We start from the raw sequence: 24,580 nt of genomic DNA on the forward strand, positions 1-24,580 counted from the left end.
GCGGGTGCTATCCTATCAGATTTATGACAGGGGCCGAACCGGTTTCGTCGCCGGACTGCCTGCAATTTTCGTCAGTAGGTCCGCCCGATCAGCACGCGTTCGACCGCGGGGTCGCCGGTAAAGAAGCAGGCGCCGTCGGCGGGCGCCGCGTCGAGCGGCGTGTTGCGCATCGTCAGTTTGAGCGCCTTCAATTGTTCGACGACCTTGTCGAGCGCAGCGCCGGTCGGACGCGACCATTGCACTTCGACCCAGCCGACGAACTTGTCGTCGCCGGCGAAATGCGCCTTGAGGTCGGTGACGTCGCGGCGGATATTGGCGTGGAGCCGCGCGTGCGCCTCGCCATGAAGGCTCGTCTGGATATCCGTGAGGGTCGCGACCGCGTCGGCCACAAAGTCGCCCTTGGCGATGAACGCCGAATTGAGCTTGCCATCATCCTTGTACAGCCGATCACGGCGGATCACCGCGACATTGCCGCCAGCGACGTCGCGCGGGCCGACCTCGACAATGACCGGCGCGCCCTTCTTGACCCAGCCCCAGCGCTTGGTCTGCGCCTTGTTCGCGCCGGTATCGAGCAGCACGCGGACGGGCTCGCGGAAGGCGTCGAGCGCCTTGAGCTGCGCTTCGAGATCGCGGCAATAATCGAGGATCGCCTGATCCTCCTCATTGTCGCGCAGCATCGGCACGATCACGATCTGGTGCGGCGCGATGCGCGGCGGACAGCGCAGCCCGTCGTCGTCGCCATGCGTCATGATGACGCCGCCGATCATCCGCGTCGACGTACCCCAACTCGTCGTGTGGCACAGGCTGTGACCGCCGTCCTTGTCCTGGTAGCGGATGTTCGCCGCCTCGGCGAAGCCGGTGCCGAGATAGTGCGAGGTGCCGGCCTGCAGGGCCTTGCCGTCCTGCATCATCGCCTCGATCGAATAGGTCGCGACGGCGCCCGGAAAGCGCTCATGCTCGGGCTTTTCACCCGCGACCACCGGCATCGCAAGGACGTCCTCGGCGAAGGCGCGGTACATTTCGAGCGCGCGCAGCGTCTCGGCCATCGCGTCGTCGCGATCGGCGTGCGCGGTATGGCCTTCCTGCCACAGAAATTCGCTGGTGCGCAGGAACATGCGCGTACGCATTTCCCAGCGCACGACGTTCGCCCACTGGTTGACCTTCAAAGGCAGGTCGCGCCAGCTCTGCACCCAGCGGCTCATCGCCGAGCCGATCACCGTTTCCGACGTCGGGCGAACGATCAGCGGCTCTTCCAGCTTCGCCTCGGGATCGGGGACGAGCTTGCCCTTGCCGTCGGCGATCAGGCGGTGATGAGTGACGACCGCCATTTCCTTTGCAAAACCATCGACATGGTCGGCTTCCTTCTCAAAGAAGCTCAAGGGAATAAACAGCGGGAAATAGGCGTTCTGGACCCCCGCATCCTTTATCGCGGTATCCATCACCTTTTGGATGCGTTCCCAGATGCCGTAGCCCCACGGCTTGATCACCATGCAGCCGCGAACGCCCGATTCCTCGGCGAGGTCGGCTTCGGCAATGACATCCTGATACCAGGCCGCGAAGTCGGCCTGCCGGGTTACGCTGAGCGCATGTTTGACCATGATAGTTTGTATTTTCCGTAGCTGGGGCGCCGTGGCGGCCCGATTATTTCTTTTTGGCGAGCTCGGACTTGAGCTCGGCGATCTCGGCCTTGAGCGCCTCGATCTCGGCATCCTTCGTTTTGCCGGCGCCTGGCATGAAAGCGCCCGCCGCTTGCTGGAACATCTCCATGTTGCGGCGCGTCAGTTCGGCAAGCGGGTTGGAGCCGAGCGCGCCTTCGAGCGCCGAGCGGACATCCTGCTGGTTCTTGCGGAACGCGGTCATCGAGGCTTCGAGATATTGCGGCACCATCGACTGCATCTTGTCGCCATACATGCCGATCAGGTGGCGCAGGAAATTGACCGGAAGCAAGGTTTCGCCGCGCGTTTCCTCGTCCATGATGATCTGGGTGAGGACATTGTGCGTGATATCCTCGCCGCTCTTGGCATCGACGACGCGGAAATCGCGGCCGTCGCGGACCATCGTGCCAAGATCCTCGAGAGTGATGTAGCAGCTGCGCTCGGTATCGTAGAGCCGCCGGTTGGCGTATTTCTTGATCGTGACGACGTCATCCTCCGTCGCCCCCTTGGACTTCGCCATCTTGACCCGCGCTCCTGCATTCCGGTTTCGACGACCCGTCGCGCCGGATATTTGATGGCCGCCGCATTAGCATCAATCCATGATGCGTCGCAACATACGCCGCGCACGGACCGCCATCGCGAAGAGATGATTCGCCACGGCCAACTTTGCAATGCCGCTCGTCGAGGCGACCTCCAGCCCGGTGGGCATAGGCCAAGCGGGAAAAAGCGGGAAGACGACCAACGCAACTTAGTTTCAAAAGATATCAGATTTCTGGTATTTCCATCGCGTGAAAGCGCCGCGCAAGGCCGTTCCTTTCGCGCGGCGGAACTTTGATTCCACGCGCGGCCGAACATCGGCGCGCCGCACCTGTTGCGAAATTGCAACAGCGCCGCACCAGAGTCTCAAGACCGTCAGAAAAAATTCATCAAGGGCTTGTGCCTTCGAAATTTTCTGTCTTTCTGGAGGGTAATCCGTTCATCCCACTCTTTGAACGGCTAACCGGGGAATACATCATGAAGAAAACTAGCCTGCTAGTGCGGGGCTCTGCCCTGACGCTTGCTTTGTTCAGTGCAATGCCGACGATGGCTCAGGAAGCCAGCGTCCCGGCCGACGACGCAGCGGAAGCTGCCGAAGGCACGATCGTCGTGACCGGCTCGCGCATTCGCCGCCCGAACCTCGAATCGACCGTGCCGATCACGTCGATCACCGGCGAAAGCTTTTTCCAGCAGGGTCAGACGAACATCGGCGATACGCTGAACGACCTGCCGCAGCTGCGCAGCACCTTTGCACAGCAGAACCCGGGCCTCGGCATCGGTATCGCGGGCCTCAACCTGCTCGACCTTCGCGGCCTTGGCACGCAGCGCACGCTCGTTCTGGTCAACGGCCGTCGTCACGTCCCTGCCGACATCTTGTCGAACGCCGTGTCGCCCGACATCAACACCATCCCGAACGACCTGATCGAACGCGTTGACATCGTCACCGGCGGCAACTCGGCGATTTACGGTTCGGACGCGATCGCAGGCGTCGTCAACTTCATCCTTCGCCGTGACTATGACGGCCTCCAGCTTCGCGCCCAGGGCGGCATCACCGAAGAAGGCTTTGGCGGCAACCAGTATTTCTCGGCCATGTACGGCAAGAATTTCGCCGAAGGCCGCGGTAACGTCACTCTGCATGGCGAATATTCGCGCCAGGATCGCGTGTTCGCGTCGGACATCCCGGCGTTCCAGCGCCAGGATGCCTTTGGCGTGATCGACAGCGACGCCGGCGCCGGAATCGTCAATGGCGGCGACGGCTTCCCGGATCGCGTTTTCATCCGCGATATCCGCAGCTCGACGATCCACTTCAACGGTCTCGTGCCGATCAACCAGCGCAACGCAGCGGGCGCTGCCTGCGGCAACGGCACGCTCGCCAACAACGGCGGCCCGAACAGCCTCGGCACGCCGTACAACTGCACCTATATCTTCACCAACGAAGGCCGCCTCGTCCCGCAGACGGGCTCGCGCTACGGTGCGGGTATTCTCGGCGGCATCGCCGGAGGCAACGGCCAGACGGGCCGTGAAGGCAAGCTGCTTTCGGTGCTTCCGTTCACCGAACGCTATAACTTCAACATGCTGGCGCGGTTCGAAGTCAACGAGCAGTCGGAACTGTTCCTCGAAGCCAAGTGGAACCGCGTCAACGCGCTCGGCAACAACGCCGGTCCGGCAGGCATCCAGGGTACGCTGCAGCAGTTCGACTATCGTGAGCGCACGCGCATCGATAACCCGTTCCTGAATCCGGCGGACCGCACACTGCTTTCCAACCTGATCCTGAACTCGGGCTGCCGGCCTGACCTTCTGGTCACCTGCCCTGCCGGCGGGAACCTGACCGCAGCGGATCGCGCGGCGATCGCGGATGGCTCGTACCGCTTCGTCGTCGCACGCTCGCTGCTCGACGTCGGCATTCGCGACGAAAAGTTCCAGCGTGACACCTGGCGCGTTGTTGGCGGCCTGCGCGGGACGTTCAACGATGACTGGAACTACGAACTGTCGATGAACTACGGCAAGTTCCGTGAAGACGTGACCACCACGGGCTTCATCGATCGCCAGCGGTTCATGCTCTCGCTGGACGCGGGCCGTAACCCGGTCACCGGCGCGATCCAGTGCCGTTCGCAGTTCGACCCCGCTTCGGCTGTCCGGTTCCAGAACGCTGGTTTCGGCGATCCGGCCGTCAACCAAAACCGCCTTGCGGCCGATATCGCGGCTTGCGTGCCCTATAATCCGTTCGGCGGCCTGGATAACAGCGCGGCGATCGATTATTTCAGCCGCACCTTCACCGCTTCGTCGGGGCTGTCGCAGTTCATTGCGTCGGGCTTTGTCGCGGGTGACACCAGCGGGTTCTTCAACCTGCCGGGCGGTCCGGTCCGCTTCGCGATCGGCGCCGAATACCGCAACGAGCGGGCGTTCTACGAACAGGATCCGTTCGTCACGGGTGGCTACACCAATGGCGTTTCGATCCCGTCGTTCCGTCCGAAGCCGTTCGAAGTGAAGGAAGCCTATGGCGAAATCCAGCTTCCGCTGCTGAAGGAAGTGCCTTTCGCATATGAACTGACGCTCAGCGGCGCAGGTCGTGTCGCGAAGTATCAGGGCAATGTCGGTACGGTTTATTCGTACAATGCCGGCATCGACTATGCGCCGGTCGAAGACGTTCGCTTCCGCGCCAACTACAGCCGCGCGGTTCGCGCTCCGAACGTTTCGGAAACGGCATTCCCGCTGGTTCCGAACTTCCAGACGATCACCGATCCCTGCAACCCGGGGCAGCGCGGTACGGGCATCCGTGCAACGAACTGCGCAACCGCTCTGGGCGCGCAGCTTGGCCTGCTCACCGACGTCAACCAGTCGCTCGGCATCGTCAGCGGCAGCAACCCGAACCTGGTCGCGGAAACCTCGGATTCCTACACCTATGGCGTGGTCATCCAGCCCCGCTTCATTCCGGGTCTGAACCTGTCGGTCGACTATTACGACATCACGGTGAACGGCATCATCACGTCGCTGACCGCGCAGCAGATCCTCAACAGCTGCTATGACTCGGCGTCGCTCGACAACGTGTTCTGCCGTCAGTTCAGCCGCAACCTGACCAACGCTCCGGTCAACGGCGATCAGCCTGGTCGTATTGTGACCAACTCGCTGATCGTGGCGCCGCTGAACTTCGCTAGCCGCGAACGCAAGGGCATCGACGTCAATCTGTCGTATCGCACGGCCCTGACCGACGATGTAAGCCTGAACACGAACCTGATCTACACGCACAACCTGAAGATCAGCAACTATCAGGACTCGATCAACCCCGACTTCGAGAACCGCATTCTCGGCGAACTGGGCGATCCGAAGGACGAGTTCCGCTGGGACGTCGACCTGGGCGTCGGTCCGTTCACCTTCGGTTACCGGATGCGCTACATCGGCCCGATGTACCTCAACACCTATGAGGATCTTAACGAGCTGAACGGCCTTCCGCCGCAGAACATCGACTATGCCGATGTCGATAAGTACCCGCGGGTGTTCTACCACGACCTGCGTTTCGAATGGGACGTCAACAAGTCGTCGGGCGGTCCGAACATCAACTTCTATGCTGGTGTCGACAACGTCCTCGACAAGATGCCGCCGTACGGCTCGACCGCAACCGGCGCTGGCAGCGCGATCTACAGCTTCCGTGGTCGCAGCTTCTATGCAGGTGCCCGCGCTCGCTTCTGATCGCACAACCTTTAACAGAATTCGGGGGACGAGAGCTTGCTCTCGTCCCCCTTTTCTTTGGCTGGACGCGCCAGAGGCAACGAGCGCGCGGCGCAGGTCGCTAGCAGCAGCCCAGAGACAGCTATTGTCGGTGTTTTGGCGCCGTTCGGCGCGGCAGGGCGCTAGATCCAGATACGCTCGAACCGCGCGCCCAGCCCGGTCAGCAATTCATATTGCGACAGTCCGCTACGCACGGCAGTTCCCGGCAGGTCGTAGTCGAGCGTTAGCCAGTCGCCTTCGCCGATCGCACCCGCGTCGCTCGCGTCGAACGCAATCAAATCCATCGACACGCGGCCGATCAACGGCAGCACATGCCCCTGCCAGCTTGCACCGGCGCCCGTCGCGGCGTGGCAGCGCAGGAAGCCGTCGGCATAGCCCATGTTCGCAATGGCGACGCGCGAGGCGCGCGGGGCGGTCCATGTCGCGCCATAACCGACGCCCTCGCCCGCGGGCACGTCCCGTACCTGCAATATGCGCGTTTCGGGATAGGCGACTTGGCGGATATGCCCCTCCGCCTCAACCCGCGGCATACCGCCATAAAGGGCAATGCCGGGACGCGTCAGGTCGAAGGCATAATCGGCGCCGAGACAGATCCCCGCGCTGTTGGCGAGGCTGTAGCGCCGCGCGGAAACCGCTTCGCGAACGGCACGGAAGGCCGCGAGTTGCCCGGCATTCTGGTCGCTATCCTCATCGGCCGAAGCGAGATGGCTCAGCAAGGTTTCGATGCGAAGGCCGTCGAGTGCGCCGGACATCGCCTCTTCGACACGGAGCCCAAGGCGGTTCATCCCGGTATCGACCATCACGTCGCACGGTCGCCCTTCCCCCGCCTCACGCCAGCGCGCGACCTGCGCGAGGCTGGCGAGCACCGGGCGCACGGGGAGCGTGCGTGCAGCGACCATATCGCTCGCACCAACACCGTGGAGCACCGAGAGCGACACGCCTTCGGGCAAGGGCATCAGCGCGGCGGCCTCGGCCCAGGTTGCGACGAAGAAGTCGCGGCATCCCGCCGCCGCGAGATGGTGCATCACCGCCCGCGCACCGAGACCATAGCCATCGGCCTTCACCGCCGCCCCGCACGCCGCGGCACCGCTTCGGGCGGCAAGCCAGCGCCAGTTGGCGACGAGGGCTTCGCGGTCGAGGCGAAGGCGAAGGGGCGACGATACTTCGATCATCCCCCGCCACTATACGGGTTCGCAGGCCGCGCCAATGGGGTGATCAGGCCGCGGGTGTCGTCCCCGGAGCCGCTTTGTCCCACTGCCCCTCGACCGGGTCCTTGAGCATGAAAGCCGTCACGAGGAACGCGACGAGCACCACGCCCCATGTGTACCACAGGCCCGCATAGGCATTGCCGGTCTTTGCGATGATGAAGCTGGCGATCAGCGGCAGGAACCCGCCAAAATAGCCGGTGCCGAGGTGGTAAGGGATCGACAGCGACGAATAGCGGACGTGCGGCGGAAACATTTCGGACAGCAGCGCCGCGACGGGGCCGTAGGTGAAACCCGACAGCGCGCTGAGGCCGAGCAGCGCGAGGAAGATGATCGCGATGCTGCCCGCGCCGGGGACCTGCTTCGCGAAGTCATACCCCATCGCTTCGAGCGCGGGCTGCAACAGCGCGGGATCCTCGCTTGCAACCTCGCGGTCGCCGATCCGGATCTTCACGCTGTCGAAACCGCTGTCGGTCGCGACCACCGTGTAGGGCACGCCGAGCTTGGTCAGCTCGCCCAGCGTGCGCCCGCACGCCGTTGCCTGCTTCTGCGCAAACGGATCGAAGCTGCACTGCGACCCGGTCACCGTCACGGGTGCGCGTTCGGCGGCGGCGGTCAGCGCGGGATTGCCGACGCTGCCCATCCACCAGAAGAGCGGGAAGAGCAGAACGAGCGTCGCGGCATAACCCCAGACGATCGGTTTCTTGCGCCCGACACGATCGGACAGGCGGCCAGCCCAGATGAAAAAGCCCATGCCGACCGCAGCCGCACAGCCGACGATGATTTCGGCGGCGGTATCCTCGACCTTCATCGGTCCTTTGAGGAAGGAGAGACCCGAGAACATCGCGGTATACCAAATCACCGTCAGCCCGGCGGCGATGCCGAACAGCGCGATGAAGATGCGGCGCGGGTTGCCCGGATAGGTGAAGCTTTCCTTGAGCGGATTCTTCGCGAGCTCGCCCTCCGCCTTCATCGCCTGGAACACCGGGCTTTCGGACAGTTTGAGGCGCATCCACAGCGAAATCGCGAGCAGGATGATCGAGAGCAGGAAGGGCACGCGCCAGCCCCAGCTTTCCCACACGGCATCGGGCATCAGCGCCTTGCAGCCGAGCACGACGATCAGGCTGAGCACGAAACCGCCGACGACGCTCGCCTGGATGAAACTGGTATAAAAACCCCGCTTTCCGGGCGGCGAATGTTCGGCGACATAGACAGCAGCGCCGCCATATTCGCCGCCGAGTGCGAGGCCCTGCAACACGCGGAGCAGGATCACGATGATCGGCGCGGCGATCCCGATCGTCGCGGCCGACGGGATCAGCCCGACACCGGCGGTGGCGATGCCCATCAATGTGACGGTGACGAGGAAAGTATATTTGCGGCCTAACCGGTCGCCGAGGAAACCGAACAAGACCGCGCCGAGGGGACGAAAACCGAAACCGACTGCGAAGCCGGCCCACACCAGCAGCGTTTCGAGCGTCGCATTGTCGCTGGGAAAGAATGCCTTGCCGATGATCGCCGCGAGCGTGCCGTAGATGAAGAAATCATACCATTCGAACACCGTACCCGCCGACGAAGCGGCGATGACCATGCGAATATCTTTCGCGGTCGGTTCGTAAACGGCGCCGGGTCCGGCGGCGGCACTTTCGGTCATATACTCTCCCCCGCCCCATCGCCTTTTGCATGGGGCTTTCGCCCTTCTCTACCGGGCAAGCGCCACCGCGCAAGCCTTCTTGGCGTAGCGTCAAAGCGGTGGCAGGATGGCGCCCATGCAGTTCATCGACCTTTCGATCCCGATCACCAACGACGTCGTCTCCGACCCGCCGGTGATGCGCCCGAACATCACCTATATGACCCACGAAAATACGTGGGAGCAGATCGCGATGTTCTTCCCCGGACTGACGCGCGTGGATTTGCCCGACGGCGAAGGCTGGGCGGTCGAGATGCTGTCGCTGAGCACGCATAACGGCACGCATATGGACGCGCCCTGGCATTATCATTCGACCACCGACAGCGGCGCATCGCCCGCCCCATCGATCGACGAAGCGCCCCTCGACCTCTTCTTTCGTCCGGGCGTCAAGCTCGACTTTTCGGATCGGCCACACGGCCATGTTATCAGCGGCGCCGAAGTCGAGGCCGAACTCGCGCGGATCGGGCACGACCTCCAGCCATTCGACATCGTGCTCGTCCAGTCGGGCGCGGTCTATGGCACCGACAATTTCACCGATCAGGGCTGTGGCATGGGCGCCGACGCGACGCTCTACCTGACCGAGCGCGGCGTGCAGGTGGTCGGCACCGACGCGTGGAGCTGGGACGCACCGTTCAGCCATACCGCGAAGCGCTGGGCCGAGACGCGCGACCCGTCGATCATCTGGGAAGGGCACAAGGCCGGGCGCATCCGCCCCTATTACCAGATCGAGAAGCTGACCAACCTTGCCGCGATCCCCGCGACGGGGTTCACCTTCAGCTGCTTCCCCGTGAAGATCGAGCGCGCGAGCGCGGGCTGGATCCGTGCGGTGGCGCTGGTGGACGGTTGAACGGTCGGGATCAATCGATTGCGGACATTCTCGCAGGTCAGTGCATAACCGAATATAGGTAACGTCTCAGCTGATGAAGATGCATTCCCCAGTGGGACTGGTAGCCGAAGCGAAACTCCCAAATGGCATCGTCGACTGCACCGTGTTTGATTAGCCAAAGAACGCCAGACAGGTCGCGCGCTATGTCGGCAAGGTCGTCAATGGCATCGCCTTGGGTAAGTTGTTGGTCTAAGCCCTCCATCGGTTCGGCGTGCGCATAAAGGCCGAGTTCCGGGAATGAAGCAGAAGCACGCGCCGCCAACGGCTCGTAAGGCACCGATGGAGCTTCATCTTCGGTACCAGGTTCAACTTCTGGCGAGCGGTGATATTCGATCACGAGGCGGTCTAAAGCCTCGCACAGTCGGGAGAGCCTAACGCCATCCTCGTCAGGCTTGTCCTTGAACAGGGCAAGATAGTCATGGATGGCAGATTCTATCGAGGCTGGAGAATGGTCGGACATGAGCATCTGTTCCAACATTGGCACCGAAAACTTACCCCGACGCAGACGAAAAGGACCGTTGCGGGGCGCTACGCCCGCCCGGTCAGCACGTCAGGGTCGGCCCAGCCGTTCACATAGGCGACGTAATAGAGGACGAAGGTGACCGTCGCGGCGATCGTCATCTGCAGCAGGATGCGGCCGGGGCGAAAGGTTGCGGGCGCACCCGGTTCCTGTCCGCGCACCAGCGGCGTCGCATCATCGCTCGCGCGCCGGCCATGGAAGGGCAGCACGAAAAAGGCGCTGAATGCCCAGAACAGCAGGTAGATGGCGAGCGCCGAAGTCCATTTCATCGCAGTCGTTCCCCGATCAGATTTCGACGAGCATCACATCGACGACGGGTTTTTTCCCCGTCCAGTCGGTGGCGACGCGGCGCACGCCGAGACGGATCGCCTCGCGCAGCCGCTCCTCGTCGCGCGCGGGTCCGGTGGCGGCCTGTTCGGCGGCTTCGCGCATCTCGTCGATGAAGGCTTCGCGCTCATCCTCGACCGGCACACCGCGATAGCTGACCGCGCTTTCGACGAAGCGCTTGTCGGAGAAGATCACCGCGACGGTGATGTGGCCGTTGAGCGAAAGCTTGCGGCGTTCGTTGATCGTCTCGCCATCGGCGGGCAGGATGACATCGCCGTCGAGGATCAGCCGCCCCGCATGGACGCGCTCGACGATCTTCGCCGCGCCCGGCGCCAGTTTCACCAGGTCGCCATTTTCCTGCACCAGCGCGTGCGGCACGCCCGTTTCGAGCGCAAAGCGGGCCTGTTCGTGCATGTGGCGGATTTCGCCATGGACTGGGAGGACGAGTTTCGGCCGCAGCCAGCCATAGAGCGCTGCGAGTTCGGGCTGCCCCGGGTGGCCGCTGACGTGGATATGCGCCTGCTTTTCGGTGACCGTCAGCACGTCCTTGGCGGCGAGCTGGTTCATGATCCGTCCGATCGCGACCTCGTTCCCCGGGATCTGTTTCGACGAAAAGACGACGGTGTCGTCCGCCTCGAGCTTGATCTGGTGGATGTCGGCCGCCATCCGCGCGAGCGCGGCGCGGGGTTCGCCCTGCCCGCCCGTCGCGATCACCATCACCTTGTCGCGCGGCAGCCGCATCGCTTCGTCGAAGTCGACCGTCGGCGGGAAATCCTTGAGGTAGCCGACCGAGCGTGCGACGCCGAGGATGCGGTCGAGCGAGCGGCCCGCGACGCACAGGCTGCGCCCGGTCGCCTTCGCCACCGCGCCCAATGTGGCAAGGCGCGCAGCGTTCGACGCGAAGGTCGTGACGACCACCCGTCCCTTTGCCGCACCGACCGCCTGCTCCAGCCCCTTGCGCAATCCGCCCTCGCTGCCGGAGGCTTCCGGATTGAAGGCGTTGGTCGAATCGCAGACGAGAACGTCGACGCCTTCATCGCCGATCGCGGTCAGCGCCGCGGCGGTCGCGGGCTGCCCAAGGATCGGTTCCTCGTCGAGCTTCCAGTCGCCGGTGTGGAACACGCGGCCGTAAGGCGTGTCGATCACCACCGCGCTCATTTCGAGGATCGAGTGCGCGAGCGGGATCAGCCGGATACCGAAGGGGCCGAGCTGGAAATTGTCGTCGATATCGACGGTCCGCAGGTCGACGTCCTTCTCCAGCCCCTCTTCGGCGAGCTTGTGCGCGATCAGCCCCGCGGTGAAGCGGTTGGCATAGAGCGGCACGCCGAGGTCGGCGGCGAGATAGGGCAGCGCGCCGATATGATCCTCGTGCCCGTGCGTGAGGATGATGCCGAGCAGGTCCTTCTTGCGATCCTCGATGAATTCAAGGTCGGGCATGACGATGTCGATGCCGGGATAATCGTGGCTGCCAAAGGTCACGCCGAGGTCGGCCATGATCCATTTGCCGTCGCAGCCGTAAAGATTGGCGTTCATGCCGATCTCGCCCGATCCTCCCAATGCGAGGAAAAGCAGCTCCTTGCCCGGAGTCGTCATATATTTGGGTTCCGTTGATTATAGAGGTGCATCAACCCGTTGAGTGTCAGGTCGGGTTCGATACGATCGAACAGGTGCGCCTGTTCCTGAAAAAGTGTTGCGAGGCCGCCGGTTGCGATGACGGTGAGCGGCTTGCCGATCTCGGCCTTCATGCGCGCGATCAGCCCTTCCATCATCGAGACATAGCCCCAATAGACGCCGATGAGCATCTGGCTTTCGGTTGTGCGGCCGATCACGCTCGTCGTGGCGGGCGCCTCGATCGCGATGCGCGGCAGCTTCGCCGCGGCGGCGACCAATGCCTCCAATGACAGGTTGACGCCGGGGGCGATGATCCCGCCCAGATAGGCACCGTCGGGGCCGATATGGTCGAGCGTCGTCGCGGTGCCGAAGCTGATGACGAGCTTGTCCTTGCCGGGTTCGACCGCCTGCGCCGAGATTGCGTTGACCGCGCGGTCGGCGCCCACCGACTGCGGCTCGTCGACCTTGAGCGCGATGCCCCAGGTCACGGGCTCGCGCCCGGCGACGAGCGCATCGACGCCGAAATATTTGTGCGCCAGCAGCTGGAGGTTGTGGAGCGCGCGCGGGACGACGGTCGAGATGATCACCGCCTCGACATCGGCGCGATCATGCCCCTCGATCCGCATCAGCTGGTCGAGCCACACCATATATTCGTCCGCGGTGCGGCGGTCGTCGGTCGCAATGCGCCAGCGCGCAAGCAACTCCGCGCCGCGGAACAGCGCGAATTTGGCGTTGGTGTTGCCGACATCGATCGCGAGCAGCACGGTCAATTCCCCTCCTTCACGGGGCGCTGCAATTCGACATCGCCCGCATGGATCAGCATGACCTCTCCGCTCGCACGGCGCAAGCGCAGCGCCCCGTCGGGCGCGAGGCCGTCGAATGTCCCGTCGATACCCTGTTCGGACACGCGCAGCGGCGTCCCGATCGGGTGCGCCTGCGCGGTCCACGCGGCGGTGATGCGGTCGATGCCTTCGTGCCGCCAGGTCCACAACGCGTCGGTCAGCGCGACCGCGAGTACCTCGGCAAAGCGGTCGCGGTCGATCGTCACGCCCTTGTCGGCAAAGCCGACGGTGGGCCGGTCGGGCAGCTCGGGTGCCGAAACCAGGTTGACCCCCATACCGATGACGATGCTGTCCCCTGCGCGTTCGAGCAGGATGCCGGTGCATTTCACGCCCTCGATCAGCAGGTCGTTCGGCCATTTAAGGCGCGCATCGACACCCGGCGCGAGGGTCGCGACGGCCCTTGCCAGCGCGACACCGGCGACGAGCGACAGGCCCGCCGGCGACGGGTCGCCCGCGGTCAGGTGAACGACGGTCGATCCCATGAAATTGCCGAGCCCGTCGCCCCATGCGCGGCCAAGGCGTCCGCGTCCGGCGGTTTGCCGGTCGGCGACGAGCCAATGCCCTTCGCCGACATGCTCGCCGCCTGCCAGCCGCGCCAGCAGGTCGGCGTTGGTCGAACCTGTCTGCGCGATCCGCTCTATCGGCGGGATCAGAACAGCACCGCGGCGGCGCTGGCCGAAACGACCGCCAGCACGGGGATGAAGAGGTAACCGATGACCGAAAGCCACAGCGCGCTCGCGGTGATGACCGCATCCTCGACGATCACGCCGCCGCCCCCGGGGATCTCGGTGTCCGACTTGTCATCGAAATACATCATCTTGATGATCGCGATGTAGTAGAACGCGCCGATCACCGATGCGACGATGCCCGCGACCGCCAGCGGCACGAGGTTCGCGTTCACCGCGGCCTCGAACACCAGATACTTCGGCCAGAAACCGAAGAGCGGCGGGATGCCGGCGAGGCTGAACATGAACACCGCCATCGCCGCAGCGAGGCCCGGGCGGCGCTGCGACAGGCCGGCGAGTGCCGGGATGCTCTCGATCTGGTTGCCGCTCGCGTCGCGCAGTTGCAGCACGACGAGGAAGGTACCGAGCGTCGTCACGACATAGACGAGCAGATAAGTCAGCACGCCCTCGACGCCCTGCTGCGTTCCCGCGGCGAGGCCGATCAGCATGAAGCCGACATTGTTGATCGACGAATAGGCCAGCAGGCGCTTGATATTCTTCTGCCCGATCGCGCCGACCGCACCGAGGATGATCGATGCGAGCGCGAGGAAGATGATGATCTGCTGCCACGCGCCCACCGCCGGACCCATCGCGTCGATCACGACGCGCGTCATCAGCGCCATCGCCGCGACCTTGGGCGCGCTGGCGAAGAAGGTCGTCACCGGGGTCGGCGCGCCTTCATAGACGTCGGGCGTCCACATGTGGAACGGCACGGCGCTGACCTTGAAGCCAAGGCCGGCGAGCACGAAGACGATACCGAAGATCAGCCCGATATTGAGCTCGCCGCCGAGCACCTTTGCGATGCCAGCAAAGTCGGTCGTCCCGGTGAAGCCGTAGAGCAGCGAAATGCCGTAGAGCAGCATCCCCGACGCGAGCGCGCCGAGAACGAAATATTTGAGGCCGGCTTCGCTCGACCGGTCGTCGGTGCGCATGAAGCTTGCGAGCACATAGGCGGCAAGGCTGTTGAGCTCGAGCCCGACATAAAGCGTCATCAGGTCGCGCGACGAGGCCATGATGCCCATACCGAGCGCGGCGAACAGGATCAGTACCGGATATTCGGCGCGCATCGTACCGCTGAAAAAGCGCGGCGCGATGAGGATGCTGATAAAGCTCGCGGCATAGATCAGGAGCTTGGCAAAACCGCCGAAACCATCGACCGAGAGCGTGCCCGAAAAGACTGTCGTCTCAACACCGAACAGCGCGACGACGGCCGCCGCGGCGGCGGCGAGCGTCAGCAAGGCGCTGAGCTGGTACAGGCCGACCTGCCGGTCACCGAGGAAGGTGCCGAGCATCAGGGTGATCAGCCCGCCGATCGTCAGGATCAGTTCGGGCCAGATGAGCATCAGGTCGGCGGTCATTGGGCGCCTCCTGCATGCGCCGAGCCGTGGGCGGTTTCACCGTGCGCCTTCGCGGGCTTCGGCTTGCCGGCGGCGAGATGTGCGTCACCCGCAGGCTTCGCCGGGGCAAGCCGCGCAACCACGGTGGTCACATCGCCGCGCATCGGCGCGAGGAAGCTTTCGGGATAGACACCCATCCACAGCGCCACGGCAGCGAGCGGTGCGAGGATCGCCCATTCGCGGGGGTTGAGATCGGGCATCGCCTTCACATCGTCCTTGGTGAGTTCGCCGAACACGATCCGGCGGTAGAGATAAAGCATATAGGCGGCGCCGAGGATGATCCCGGTGGTGCACACGAAGGCGACCCAGCTCGAGGCTTCGTAGATGCCCGCGAGGCTCAGGAACTCGCCGACGAAGCCGCTGGTCCCCGGCAGGCCGATCGAGGCCATGGTGAACAGCATGAAGAACAGCGCATAGGCCGGCATGTTCACCGCAAGGCCGCCGTAACGGTCGATCTCGCGCGTGTGGAGCCGGTCATAGATCACCCCGACGCAGAAGAAGAGCGCCGCGGACACGACACCATGGCTGAGCATGATGATCAGCGCGCCTTCGATACCCTGCTGGTTGAACGCGAACAGGCCCGCGGTGACGATCGCCATGTGCGCGACCGACGAGTAAGCGATCAGCTTCTTCATATCGCTCTGCACCAGCGCGACGAGGCTGGTGTAGACCACCGCGATCATCGACAGGCCGAACACGATCCACATCAGCTGCGCGGAGGCATCGGGGAACATCGGCATCATGAAGCGGATGAAGCCATAGGCGCCGAGCTTCAAGAGCACGCCGGCCAGGATCATCGAGCCCGCGGTCGGCGCCTGCACGTGCGCATCGGGAAGCCAGGTGTGGACGGGCCACATCGGCATCTTGACCGCAAGGCTGGCGAAGAAGGCGAGCCACAGCCATGTCTGCATTTCCGGCGGGAAATTATAGACCAGCAGCGTCGGGATGTCGGTGGTTCCGGCCTCCGCGATCATCGCGATCATCGCGATCAGCATCAGCACCGAGCCGAGCAGCGTGTAGAGGAAGAATTTGAACGCCGCATATTTGCGGTTCGCACCGCCCCAGATGCCGATGATGAAATACATTGGGATCAGGCCGGCTTCGAAGAAGATGTAAAAGAGCAGCAGGTCCTGCGCCATGAAGACGCCGATCATCACGACTTCCATGATCAGGAACATCGACATGTAGAGACCGACGCGCTGCTTGATCGATTCCCAGCTAGCGAGGATGCACAGCGGCATCAGGAACACGCTGAGCATGATCAGCATCAGCGCCATTCCGTCGATGCCCAGCGCCCACTGGAAACGGCCGAACAGGTCAGCGCGTTCGGTGAACTGCCACTGCGCACCGCCGATATCGAAATTCGCCCACAGGATGCAGCCGAGGACGAAGGTCACCAGCGTTGCGCCGAGCGCGACCCAGCGCGCCGTCTTGTCGCCGGTGAACAGGCAGAGGATGGAGGCGACCGCGGGGACCGCCAGCATCAGCGAAAGGATGGGAAAGCCGCTCACAGGAAATTCACCATGGCCCAGCTGGCGAGGCCGACAAGACCGAGCAGCATCACAAACGCATATCCATAAACATAACCCGATTGCAGCCGGACCGCGAGACGGGTCCCCCCAGCGACGAGCGCCGCCGCACCATCGGGACCGAAGCGGTCGATGGTCTGCTCATCGCCGCGCTTCCAGAAGAAGCGGCCGATCGCGAAGGCAGGCTTCACGAAGACGATGTTGTAGAGCTCGTCGAAATACCATTTGTTGTACAGGAACTGGTGGAGCAGCTTGAACTGCGCCACGAAACGCGCCGGCAGCGTGGTGTTGCGGATATAGCTGTTCCACGCGAGGAACAGGCCGATCGCCATCACCGTGAACGGCGTCCATTTCACCCACAGCGGGACTTCGTGCGCGGCGTGCATCAGATGCTCGTCGAACGCGAGGCTGCCCTTCCAGAACGCCATGCCCTCTTCGGGGTAGATGAACTGGTGGTGGAACGCGATGCCGGCGAACACCGCACCGATCGACAGCACGACCAGCGGGATGAGCATCGAAAGCGGGCTTTCGTGCGGGTGGTAGCCCGCGGTGCCGTCGCCCGAAACCCCATGGCGCGCATCATGGTGGTGGTGATCGTCGTGCGCGGCGTGCGCATGATCGTCATGACCATGGCCATGCTCGTCGTGGACCGCGTGCTGGATATGCTCGCTCTGTTCCCAGCGCGGCTTGCCATAGAAGGTCAGGAAGACGAGGCGCCACGAATAGAAGCTGGTGAGGAAGGCCACGAAAATGCCGACCCAGAAGGCAATCACACCGCCGCCGCCGCTCGCATAAGCGGCCTCGAGGATGCCGTCCTTCGAATAGAAGCCGGCAAAGCCCGCGACGCCCGCAATACCGACACCGGTGATCGCCAGCGTGCCGAGCATCATCGCCCAATAGGTGATCGGGATCGATTTCCGCAGATTGCCGTAATAGCGCATGTCCTGTTCATGGTGCATCGCATGGATGACCGAACCGGCACCGAGGAACAGCAAAGCCTTGAAGAAGGCGTGCGTGAACAGGTGGAACATCGCGGCGCCATAGGCGCCCGCGCCGGCGGCGAAGAACATGTAGCCGAGCTGCGAACAGGTCGAATAGGCGATGACGCGCTTGATGTCCCACTGCGTCGTCGCGACGGTCGCGGCGAAGAAGCAGGTCGCGGCGCCGACGAACATCACGACGCCCTGTGCGACGTCCGAGGTTTCGAACATCGGCGACAGGCGGCAGACCATGAAGACGCCCGCGGTGACCATCGTCGCGGCGTGGATCAGCGCCGACACCGGGGTCGGGCCCTCCATCGCGTCGGGAAGCCAGGTGTGCAGGCCAAGCTGCGCCGACTTGCCCATCGCGCCGATGAACAACAGCAGGCAGAGGATCGTCATCGTATCGAGACGCATGCCCATGAAGCTGATCGTCGAGCCCGCCATTCCCGGGGCCGCGGCCAATATCTCGGGGATCGAGACGGTGCCGAAGACGAGGAAGGTGCCGAAGATGCCGAGCATGAAGCCAAGGTCGCCGACGCGGTTGACGACGAACGCCTTGATCGCCGCGGCATTGGCGCTCGGCTTCTTGTACCAGAAACCGATGAGCAGATAGGATGCGAGACCGACGCCTTCCCAGCCGAAGAACATCTGGACGAGGTTGTTCGCGGTCACGAGCATCAGCATCGCGAAGGTGAAGAGCGACAGGTAAGCGAAGAAGCGCGGCTGGTCCGGGTCCTCCTCCATATAGCCCCAGCTATAGAGGTGGACGAGCGCCGACACCGTCGTGATCACGACGAGCATCACCGCGGTCAGCGTATCGACGCGCAATTCCCAGTTGAACTGGAGCGCGCCCGACGAAACCCAGTGCAGCACGGGCACAACGCTCGCTTCGCCGCTGCCCGTCACGAACGACAGGAAGATCGGCCAGCTGAGCGCGCAGCTGATGAACAGCGCGCCCGTGGTTATGATTTTCGACGGCACATTGCCGATCACGCGCTGCCCGAGGCCTGCGACAAGCGCCGCCAAGAGCGGCAGGAAAACGATCGCCTGGATCACCGGTTCACCCCTTCATCCGGTTGGCATCGTCGACGGCAATGGTGCCGCGGCCGCGGAAGTAGATAACGAGAATGGCAAGACCGATCGCCGCTTCGCCAGCGGCAACGGTCAGCACGAACATCGAGAAGACCTGCCCGACGAGGTCGCCGAGCGCGGCGCTGAACGCGACGAGGTTGATGTTCACCGCCAGCAAGATGAGTTCGATCGCCATCAGGATGACGATGATATTCTTGCGGTTGATGAAGATGCCGAGCACGCCGAGCGTGAAGAGCACCGCCGAAACGGCGAGATAATGGCCGACCGAAATCACAGTTCCATCCCCTGCCCGACGCCCGGATCGACGAGACGCGTCGCATCCTGCGGACGGCGCCGGTTCTGCGCCGAAATATTCTGGGTGCGCACCCCGCCACGCTGGCGATGCGTCAGCACGATCGCACCGATCATCGCAACGAGGAGGACGATGCCCGCCGCTTCGAACAGGAAGATATACTTCGTGTAGAGCAGCTCACCGATCTGCTGGATATTGCTCTTGTCGCTGACGACCGGAGCAGCGCGCGCGGCAAGGTCGACCCCGCCCGCGCTCCATGCGCCGACCGCGAATACGAGTTCGGCGGCGAGGATAATCGCGACGAGTGCACCAAGCGGCAGGTAGCGCACGAAACCCGCACGCAATTCCGCAAAATCGATGTCGAGCATCATCACGACGAAGAGAAACAAAACTGCGACCGCGCCGACATAGACGATGACGAGCAGCATCGCGATGAATTCGGCGCCTGCTAGCAGCATCAGACCCGCCGCATTGAAGAAGGCGAGGATCAGCCACATGACGCTGTGGACCGGGTTGCGCGCGAAAATCACCATGGCCGCGGAGGCGATGACGATCGTCGCGAACAGGTAAAAGGCGATAAGCTGGATCATGTGCGCGCGCCCTTACCGATAGGGCGCGTCGGCGGCAAGATTCGCCGCGATCGCGCGTTCCCATTTGTCGCCATTGGCGAGCAGCTTGGCCTTGTCATAGAGCAGTTCCTCGCGCGTTTCGGTCGCGAATTCGAAGTTCGGCCCTTCGACCACGGCATCGACCGGGCACGCTTCCTGGCAGAAGCCGCAATAGATGCACTTGGTCATGTCGATGTCGTAGCGCGTCGTGCGGCGCGAGCCGTCTTCGCGCGGCTCGGCCTCGATCGTGATCGCCTGCGCCGGGCACACCGCTTCGCACAGCTTGCACGCGATGCAGCGTTCCTCGCCGTTCGGATAACGGCGCAGCGCATGCTCGCCGCGGAAGCGCGGCGACAGCGGGTTCTTCTCGAACGGATAGTTGATCGTCGCCTTCGGCTTGAAGAAATATTTCAGCGTGAGGGCGTGCGCCTTCACAAACTCCCACAGCGTGAAGCTTTTGATGAGGTGGGCAATGGTACTCATGAATACCTCGTCAGCATCAGATAGCCGGAGATCAGGAAGATCCAGAGAAGCGAGATCGGCAGGAAGACTTTCCAGCCCAGCCGCATCAGCTGGTCATAGCGGTAGCGCGGGACGGTCGCCTTGACCCAGCTGAAGACGAAGAAGAAGAACAGGATCTTCGCGAACAGCCAGATAATGCCCGGAACGGCATAGAGCGGCGCCCAGTCGATCGGCGGCAACCAGCCGCCCCAGAAGAGCACGGCGTTGAGCGTGCACATGAGCAGAACGTTGGCATATTCGCCAAGCCAGAAGAGCGCGAAGCTCATCGACGAATATTCGGTCTGGTAACCCGCGACGAGTTCGCTTTCCGCTTCGGTCAGATCGAACGGCGCGCGCGCGGTTTCTGCGAGCGACGAGATCAGGAACATCACCGCGAGCGGGAAGAGCAGCAGGTTGAAGCCGAAGGCGTTGACGATACCGAGCCCGTGGCCCTGCTGCGCCTTGACGATCTCGTTCATGTTGAAGCTGTCGGCGAAGAGCACGACGCCGATCAGGATGAACCCGATCGAGACTTCGTAGGAGATCATCTGCGCCGAAGCGCGCATCGCCGAGAAGAAGGGATATTTCGAGTTCGACGCCCAGCCCGACAGGATCACGCCGTACACGCCGAGCGACGAAATCGCGAGGATGTAGAGCAGACCAACGTTGATGTCGGCGAGCACCGCGCCCGAATTGAACGGGATCACAGCCCATGCGAGCAGCGCAACGGTGAAGGTGATGATCGGCGCGATCAGGAACAGGCCACGATTGGCACCCGACGGGATGATCGTTTCCTGCAGGAACACTTTCAGACCGTCGGCGAACGACTGGAGCAGGCCGAAGGGACCGACGACGTTCGGGCCGCGGCGCAGCGCGATCGCCGCCCAGATCTTGCGGTCGGCATAGATGATCATAGCGACCGCGAGCATCAGCGGCAGCGCGATGAGCAGGATGCCGCAAATCGTCGCGACGCCCCACGCCCAGTTCGGGTCCATGCCCCAGGAGATGAAGGTCTCGGTCATTTTCCGGTCCCGTCCTGGTTGCGCCAGCCATTATGCGGGCCGGGCTTGTCCGCCTTGCTCTTGGGATTGAACCCGCGCCAGACCGAATAGCCCATCCCGACCAGCAGGATGCTGGCAATCGCATGCACCGGGGTCATTCCGCGGCCTCCGCAAAGTCTGCGCCATGGATCAGCTCTTCCGAGCAGCGCTGCATCGTCGGCGACGCGCGGCAGATGGCGTTGGTGAGGTAGAAATCCTTGATCGGCGACGGGATCGCGCGCGCCTCGGGCTTTGCGGGCAGCTTGGGCACCGTCCAGCCATAGTCGGCGAGGCCTTCGACGCCGAGCGCCGGCACCGCAGCGATCATCGCCGCGCGGCACTGCGCAAAGCTGTCGAAGCCGAGCGAGACACCGAGCGCATCGGCGAGCGCGCGGAAAATGCTCCAGTCCTCGCGCGCGTCGCCGGGAGCGAACACCGCCTTCTCGCTGCGCTGGACGCGGCCTTCGGTGTTGACCGTGGTGAAGTCCTTTTCGGTCCACGCCGCGGCGGGCAGGATGACGTCGGCCGCATGCGCGCCCTTGTCGCCATGATGGCCGACATAGACTTTGAACGTATCGGGCAGCGCGGCGAAATCGACCTCGTCGGCGCCGAGGAAGAACGCGAGCTTCGGCTTCGCCGCGATGACGTCCTTGATGCCGCCGGGCAGGCCGTAGCCGAGCATGAGCGAGCCCATGCGCGCGGCCGAGAAATGCACGACGTTGTAGCCGTTCCAGCCATCCTTGACCGCGTCGACCGCCTTGGCTAGCGCAAGGCCCGCGCCGTGGACGCCGGGAACCGACAGCGCGCCGCCGCCGAAGACCAGCATCGGCCGTTCGGCGCCCTTCAGCGCGTCGGTGACATGCTTCGGCAGCTTCGTGACGAGCGACGCGTCGTCGCCGAGCCACTCGGTCTTGTAGGTGAGGTCGGTTTCGGGCCCGATGGCGAAAACCTTCGCGCCCTTCTTCCACACCGCCTTGCGGATACGCGTGTTGATCAGCGGCGCTTCCCAGCGAAGGTTGGTGCCGACGAGCAGGATCACGTCGGCGTTCTCGGCCTCGGCGATACCGGTGTTGAAATTGACCGCCGACAGGCTGGTGACGTCATAGTCGAGCCCCGTCTGGCGGCCTTCAAGCAGGCTGCCGCCGAGCGCAGTCACCAGCGCCTTCGCGGCGAACATCGTCTCGCAATCGGCAAGATCGCCCGCAATCGCGGCAACCGACGAACCGGCATTGACGGCCTTGATCGCCGCAAAGGCTTCGGCCCAGCTTGCGGGCTGAAGCGCGCCGTTGACGCGGACATAAGGCTGGTCGAGGCGACGACGGGTCAGGCCGTCGACATGGTGGCGCGTCTTGTCGTTCGCCCATTCCTCGTTCACGTCATCGTTGACGCGCGGCAGCACGCGCAGGACCTGACGGCCGCGCGCGTCGATGCGCACATTGGTGCCGACCGCGTCCATCATGTCGATGCCGAGCGTCTTGGTCAGTTCCCACGGACGCGCTTCGAACGCGTAGGGCTTGCTGGTCAGCGCGCCGACCGGGCACAGGTCGACGACATTGCCCGACAGCTCGCTCGCGACGGCGCGTTCGAGATACGAGGTGATCTGCATATTCTCGCCGCGATAGATCGCGCCGATGTCTTCCACGCCCGCGACTTCCTCCGCAAAGCGGACGCAGCGCGTGCACTGGATGCAGCGGGTCATCACCGTCTTGACGATGGGGCCCATATATTTTTCGGTGACCGCGCGCTTGTTCTCGTCATAGCGCGTCGCGCCGCGCCCATAGGCGACCGACTGGTCCTGCAGGTCGCATTCGCCGCCCTGGTCGCAGATCGGGCAGTCGAGCGGGTGGTTGATGAGTAGGAACTCCATCACCCCTTCGCGGGCCTTCTTGACCATCGGACTGTCAGTCTTGATCACCTGCCCCTCGGCGGTCGGCAGCGCGCAGCTTGCCTGCGGCTTCGGCGGACCGGGCGACACTTCGACAAGGCACATACGGCAATTGCCGGCAATCGACAGGCGTTCGTGGTAGCAGAAGCGCGGAATTTCCTTCCCCGCCATCTCACACGCCTGCAGAACGGTCGCGCCCTGCGGGACGTCGAGTTCTACGCCATCTACAGTAACTTTAGGCATTATTCGGCTGCCTCCAGCGCGCCGCCATTCTCGCGGATGCGGCGCTCGATTTCGGGGCGGAAATGCTTGATCAGGCCCTGGATCGGCCACGCCGCGGCATCGCCGAGCGCGCAGATGGTGTGGCCTTCGACCTGCTTCGTCACGTCGTACAGCGTGTCGATCTCGCTGATGTCGGCGTCGCCGGTGCGCAGCCGCTCCATCACGCGCCACATCCAGCCGGTGCCTTCGCGGCACGGCGTGCACTGGCCGCAGCTTTCATGCTTGTAGAAATAGCTGATGCGGCTGATCGCCTGAACGACGTCGGTCGACTTGTCCATCACGATCGCGGCGGCGGTGCCGAGACCCGATCCGACGGCTTTCAGCCCGTCGAAATCCATCGGGCAGTCCATGATCTCGGCCGCCGGAACCAGCGGAACCGACGAACCGCCGGGGATCACGGCGAGGAGGTTGTCCCAGCCGCCGCGGATGCCGCCGCAATGCTTGTCGATCAGCTCGCGGAACGGGATGCTCATCTCTTCCTCGACGACGCACGGCGTGTTCACATGGCCGCTGATCTGGAAGAGCTTGGTACCCTTGTTATTTTCACGCCCGAAAGACGAAAACCATGTCGCGCCGCGGCGCAGGATCGTCGGGACAACCGCGATGCTTTCGACATTGTTGACCGTCGTCGGGCAGCCATAGAGGCCCGCACCCGCCGGGAACGGCGGCTTGAGGCGCGGCTGGCCCTTCTTACCCTCGAGGCTTTCGATCATCGCGGTCTCTTCGCCGCAGATGTACGCGCCGGCGCCGCGATGGACGAAGACGTCGAAATCATAACCCGACTTCGCCGCATTCTTGCCGAGCAGGCCGGCGTCATACGCTTCCTGCACCGCGGCGAAGAGCGTCTCGGCCTCGCGGATGAACTCACCGCGGATATAGATGTAGGCCGCGCGTGCGCGCATCGCGAAGCCCGCGATCAGCGCGCCCTCGATCAGCTTGTGCGGATCGTGGCGGATGATTTCGCGGTCCTTGCACGAACCGGGCTCGGATTCGTCGGCGTTGATGACGAGGAAGCTCGGGCGGTCGGCGCGCGGCTCCTTCGGCATGAAGGACCATTTGAGCCCCGTGGGGAAGCCCGCACCGCCGCGGCCGCGCAGCCCCGACGCCTTGATCTCCTCGATGATCGCGTCCTGGCCGCGCTTCATCAGATCCTTGGTATTGTCCCAATCGCCGCGCATCTGCGCTGATTTGAGGTTCCACGGCTGGAAGCCGTAGATGTTGGTAAAGATGCGATCCTTATCGGCGAGCAT

Annotated in this window: 21 protein-coding genes; 2 read left to right on the forward strand and 19 right to left on the reverse strand. The window is 63.6% G+C overall.

The genetic code is table 11. The annotated features are described in order from the left end of the window. Positions 1 to 71 precede the first annotated feature (71 nt). Both proS and phaR read right to left on the reverse strand, forming a co-directional pair. Positions 72 to 1,598 carry a proline--tRNA ligase gene (gene proS / locus VGN62_RS14080; protein WP_327454909.1) on the reverse strand — a complete coding sequence of 509 codons (1,527 nt, stop codon included), beginning with the start codon at positions 1,596 to 1,598 and terminating at the stop codon, positions 72 to 74. A 43-nt stretch (positions 1,599 to 1,641) separates the two neighbouring features. After that, entirely contained in the window at positions 1,642 to 2,175 is a 534-nt protein-coding gene (gene phaR, locus VGN62_RS14085; RefSeq protein ID WP_327454911.1) for a polyhydroxyalkanoate synthesis repressor PhaR, read from the reverse strand. A gap of 494 nt (positions 2,176 to 2,669) precedes the next feature. On the opposite strand from phaR, the gene VGN62_RS14090 reads away from it, so the two are divergent. Continuing rightward, a complete protein-coding gene (locus tag VGN62_RS14090) occupies positions 2,670 to 5,879 on the forward strand; it encodes a TonB-dependent receptor domain-containing protein (protein ID WP_327454913.1) in 3,210 nt (1,069 codons plus the stop codon). 161 nt (positions 5,880 to 6,040) lie between these two features. Here the strand turns inward: VGN62_RS14090 and alr are convergent, their stop codons facing one another. Both alr and VGN62_RS14100 read right to left on the reverse strand, forming a co-directional pair. Then, positions 6,041 to 7,090: an alanine racemase gene (gene alr, locus VGN62_RS14095; RefSeq protein ID WP_327454916.1), complete on the reverse strand. Its 1,050-nt coding sequence runs from the start codon at positions 7,088 to 7,090 to the stop codon at positions 6,041 to 6,043. A 43-nt stretch (positions 7,091 to 7,133) separates the two neighbouring features. After that, positions 7,134 to 8,774 (reverse strand): MFS transporter, encoded by a 1,641-nt coding sequence (locus VGN62_RS14100; protein ID WP_327454918.1) that lies wholly within the window; start codon positions 8,772 to 8,774, stop codon positions 7,134 to 7,136. Positions 8,775 to 8,889: 115 nt separating this feature from the next. On the opposite strand from VGN62_RS14100, the gene VGN62_RS14105 reads away from it, so the two are divergent. Beyond that, on the forward strand, positions 8,890 to 9,657 hold the full coding sequence (locus VGN62_RS14105) for a cyclase family protein (RefSeq protein ID WP_327454920.1): 768 nt from the start codon (positions 8,890 to 8,892) through the stop codon (positions 9,655 to 9,657). Positions 9,658 to 9,694: 37 nt separating this feature from the next. Here VGN62_RS14105 and VGN62_RS14110 read toward each other — a convergent pair whose 3' ends face one another. From VGN62_RS14110 to nuoF, 15 genes are all read right to left on the reverse strand, one after another. Then, a complete protein-coding gene (locus VGN62_RS14110; RefSeq protein ID WP_327454922.1) occupies positions 9,695 to 10,156 on the reverse strand; it encodes a DUF5063 domain-containing protein in 462 nt (153 codons plus the stop codon). A 68-nt stretch (positions 10,157 to 10,224) separates the two neighbouring features. Then, on the reverse strand, positions 10,225 to 10,485 hold the full coding sequence (locus VGN62_RS14115) for a DUF1467 family protein (protein ID WP_327454924.1): 261 nt from the start codon (positions 10,483 to 10,485) through the stop codon (positions 10,225 to 10,227). Between the two features lie 16 nt (positions 10,486 to 10,501). Continuing rightward, positions 10,502 to 12,136 (reverse strand): ribonuclease J, encoded by a 1,635-nt coding sequence (locus VGN62_RS14120; protein WP_327454926.1) that lies wholly within the window; start codon positions 12,134 to 12,136, stop codon positions 10,502 to 10,504. After that, positions 12,133 to 12,918: a type III pantothenate kinase gene (locus VGN62_RS14125; protein ID WP_327455031.1), complete on the reverse strand. Its 786-nt coding sequence runs from the start codon at positions 12,916 to 12,918 to the stop codon at positions 12,133 to 12,135. Before VGN62_RS14125 ends, VGN62_RS14120 begins: the two co-directional genes overlap by 4 nt. 2 nt (positions 12,919 to 12,920) lie before the next feature. After that, complete coding sequence (locus VGN62_RS14130) at positions 12,921 to 13,724, reverse strand: biotin--[acetyl-CoA-carboxylase] ligase (RefSeq protein WP_327454928.1); 804 nt, start codon at positions 13,722 to 13,724, stop codon at positions 12,921 to 12,923. Beyond that, positions 13,646 to 15,079, reverse strand: coding sequence for an NADH-quinone oxidoreductase subunit NuoN (gene nuoN / locus VGN62_RS14135; protein ID WP_327454930.1), 1,434 nt, complete (start codon positions 15,077 to 15,079; stop codon positions 13,646 to 13,648). Before nuoN ends, VGN62_RS14130 begins: the two co-directional genes overlap by 79 nt. Next, the gene (locus tag VGN62_RS14140; protein ID WP_327454932.1) at positions 15,076 to 16,629 is read right to left on the reverse strand and encodes an NADH-quinone oxidoreductase subunit M; all 1,554 of its coding nucleotides are present in this window, start codon (positions 16,627 to 16,629) and stop codon (positions 15,076 to 15,078) included. The genes nuoN and VGN62_RS14140 overlap by 4 nt, the downstream gene beginning before the upstream one ends. After that, positions 16,626 to 18,686 carry an NADH-quinone oxidoreductase subunit L gene (nuoL, locus tag VGN62_RS14145; RefSeq protein ID WP_327454934.1) on the reverse strand — a complete coding sequence of 687 codons (2,061 nt, stop codon included), beginning with the start codon at positions 18,684 to 18,686 and terminating at the stop codon, positions 16,626 to 16,628. The genes VGN62_RS14140 and nuoL overlap by 4 nt, the downstream gene beginning before the upstream one ends. Positions 18,687 to 18,690: 4 nt before the next feature. Beyond that, positions 18,691 to 18,996, reverse strand: coding sequence for an NADH-quinone oxidoreductase subunit NuoK (nuoK, locus tag VGN62_RS14150; protein WP_003051614.1), 306 nt, complete (start codon positions 18,994 to 18,996; stop codon positions 18,691 to 18,693). After that, positions 18,993 to 19,604 carry an NADH-quinone oxidoreductase subunit J gene (locus VGN62_RS14155; RefSeq protein ID WP_287407386.1) on the reverse strand — a complete coding sequence of 204 codons (612 nt, stop codon included), beginning with the start codon at positions 19,602 to 19,604 and terminating at the stop codon, positions 18,993 to 18,995. The genes nuoK and VGN62_RS14155 overlap by 4 nt, the downstream gene beginning before the upstream one ends. 12 nt (positions 19,605 to 19,616) lie before the next feature. Next, positions 19,617 to 20,105: an NADH-quinone oxidoreductase subunit NuoI gene (gene nuoI, locus VGN62_RS14160; RefSeq protein WP_037510831.1), complete on the reverse strand. Its 489-nt coding sequence runs from the start codon at positions 20,103 to 20,105 to the stop codon at positions 19,617 to 19,619. Next, complete coding sequence (gene nuoH / locus VGN62_RS14165; protein ID WP_327454942.1) at positions 20,102 to 21,145, reverse strand: NADH-quinone oxidoreductase subunit NuoH; 1,044 nt, start codon at positions 21,143 to 21,145, stop codon at positions 20,102 to 20,104. Before nuoH ends, nuoI begins: the two co-directional genes overlap by 4 nt. Continuing rightward, the gene (locus VGN62_RS14170) at positions 21,142 to 21,282 is read right to left on the reverse strand and encodes a hypothetical protein (RefSeq protein ID WP_327454944.1); all 141 of its coding nucleotides are present in this window, start codon (positions 21,280 to 21,282) and stop codon (positions 21,142 to 21,144) included. The genes nuoH and VGN62_RS14170 overlap by 4 nt, the downstream gene beginning before the upstream one ends. After that, a complete protein-coding gene (gene nuoG / locus VGN62_RS14175) occupies positions 21,279 to 23,291 on the reverse strand; it encodes an NADH-quinone oxidoreductase subunit NuoG (protein WP_327454946.1) in 2,013 nt (670 codons plus the stop codon). Before nuoG ends, VGN62_RS14170 begins: the two co-directional genes overlap by 4 nt. Beyond that, on the reverse strand, positions 23,291 to 24,580 hold the full coding sequence (nuoF, locus tag VGN62_RS14180) for an NADH-quinone oxidoreductase subunit NuoF (RefSeq protein ID WP_327454948.1): 1,290 nt from the start codon (positions 24,578 to 24,580) through the stop codon (positions 23,291 to 23,293). The genes nuoG and nuoF overlap by 1 nt, the downstream gene beginning before the upstream one ends.

The organism is Sphingopyxis sp. (genome assembly GCF_035998905.1).
Lineage (GTDB): Bacteria > Pseudomonadota > Alphaproteobacteria > Sphingomonadales > Sphingomonadaceae > Sphingopyxis.

Bases quoted from the DNA above. Each gene is read 5' to 3' on its own strand.
- proS (WP_327454909.1), bottom strand. From the start codon at position 1,598: ATGGTCAAACATGCGCTCAGCGTAACCCGGCAGGCCGACTTCGCGGCC.
- phaR (WP_327454911.1), bottom strand. From the start codon at position 2,175: ATGGCGAAGTCCAAGGGGGCGACGGAGGATGACGTCGTCACGATCAAG.
- VGN62_RS14090 (WP_327454913.1), top strand. From the start codon at position 2,670: ATGAAGAAAACTAGCCTGCTAGTGCGGGGCTCTGCCCTGACGCTTGCT.
- alr (WP_327454916.1), bottom strand. From the start codon at position 7,090: ATGATCGAAGTATCGTCGCCCCTTCGCCTTCGCCTCGACCGCGAAGCC.
- VGN62_RS14100 (WP_327454918.1), bottom strand. From the start codon at position 8,774: ATGACCGAAAGTGCCGCCGCCGGACCCGGCGCCGTTTACGAACCGACC.
- VGN62_RS14105 (WP_327454920.1), top strand. From the start codon at position 8,890: ATGCAGTTCATCGACCTTTCGATCCCGATCACCAACGACGTCGTCTCC.
- VGN62_RS14110 (WP_327454922.1), bottom strand. From the start codon at position 10,156: ATGTCCGACCATTCTCCAGCCTCGATAGAATCTGCCATCCATGACTAT.
- VGN62_RS14115 (WP_327454924.1), bottom strand. From the start codon at position 10,485: ATGAAATGGACTTCGGCGCTCGCCATCTACCTGCTGTTCTGGGCATTC.
- VGN62_RS14120 (WP_327454926.1), bottom strand. From the start codon at position 12,136: ATGACGACTCCGGGCAAGGAGCTGCTTTTCCTCGCATTGGGAGGATCG.
- nuoN (WP_327454930.1), bottom strand. From the start codon at position 15,079: ATGACCGCCGACCTGATGCTCATCTGGCCCGAACTGATCCTGACGATC.
- VGN62_RS14155 (WP_287407386.1), bottom strand. From the start codon at position 19,604: ATGATCCAGCTTATCGCCTTTTACCTGTTCGCGACGATCGTCATCGCC.
- nuoI (WP_037510831.1), bottom strand. From the start codon at position 20,105: ATGAGTACCATTGCCCACCTCATCAAAAGCTTCACGCTGTGGGAGTTT.
- nuoH (WP_327454942.1), bottom strand. From the start codon at position 21,145: ATGACCGAGACCTTCATCTCCTGGGGCATGGACCCGAACTGGGCGTGG.
- VGN62_RS14170 (WP_327454944.1), bottom strand. From the start codon at position 21,282: ATGACCCCGGTGCATGCGATTGCCAGCATCCTGCTGGTCGGGATGGGC.
- nuoG (WP_327454946.1), bottom strand. From the start codon at position 23,291: ATGCCTAAAGTTACTGTAGATGGCGTAGAACTCGACGTCCCGCAGGGC.
- nuoF (WP_327454948.1), bottom strand. From the start codon at position 24,580: ATGCTCGCCGATAAGGATCGCATCTTTACCAACATCTACGGCTTCCAG.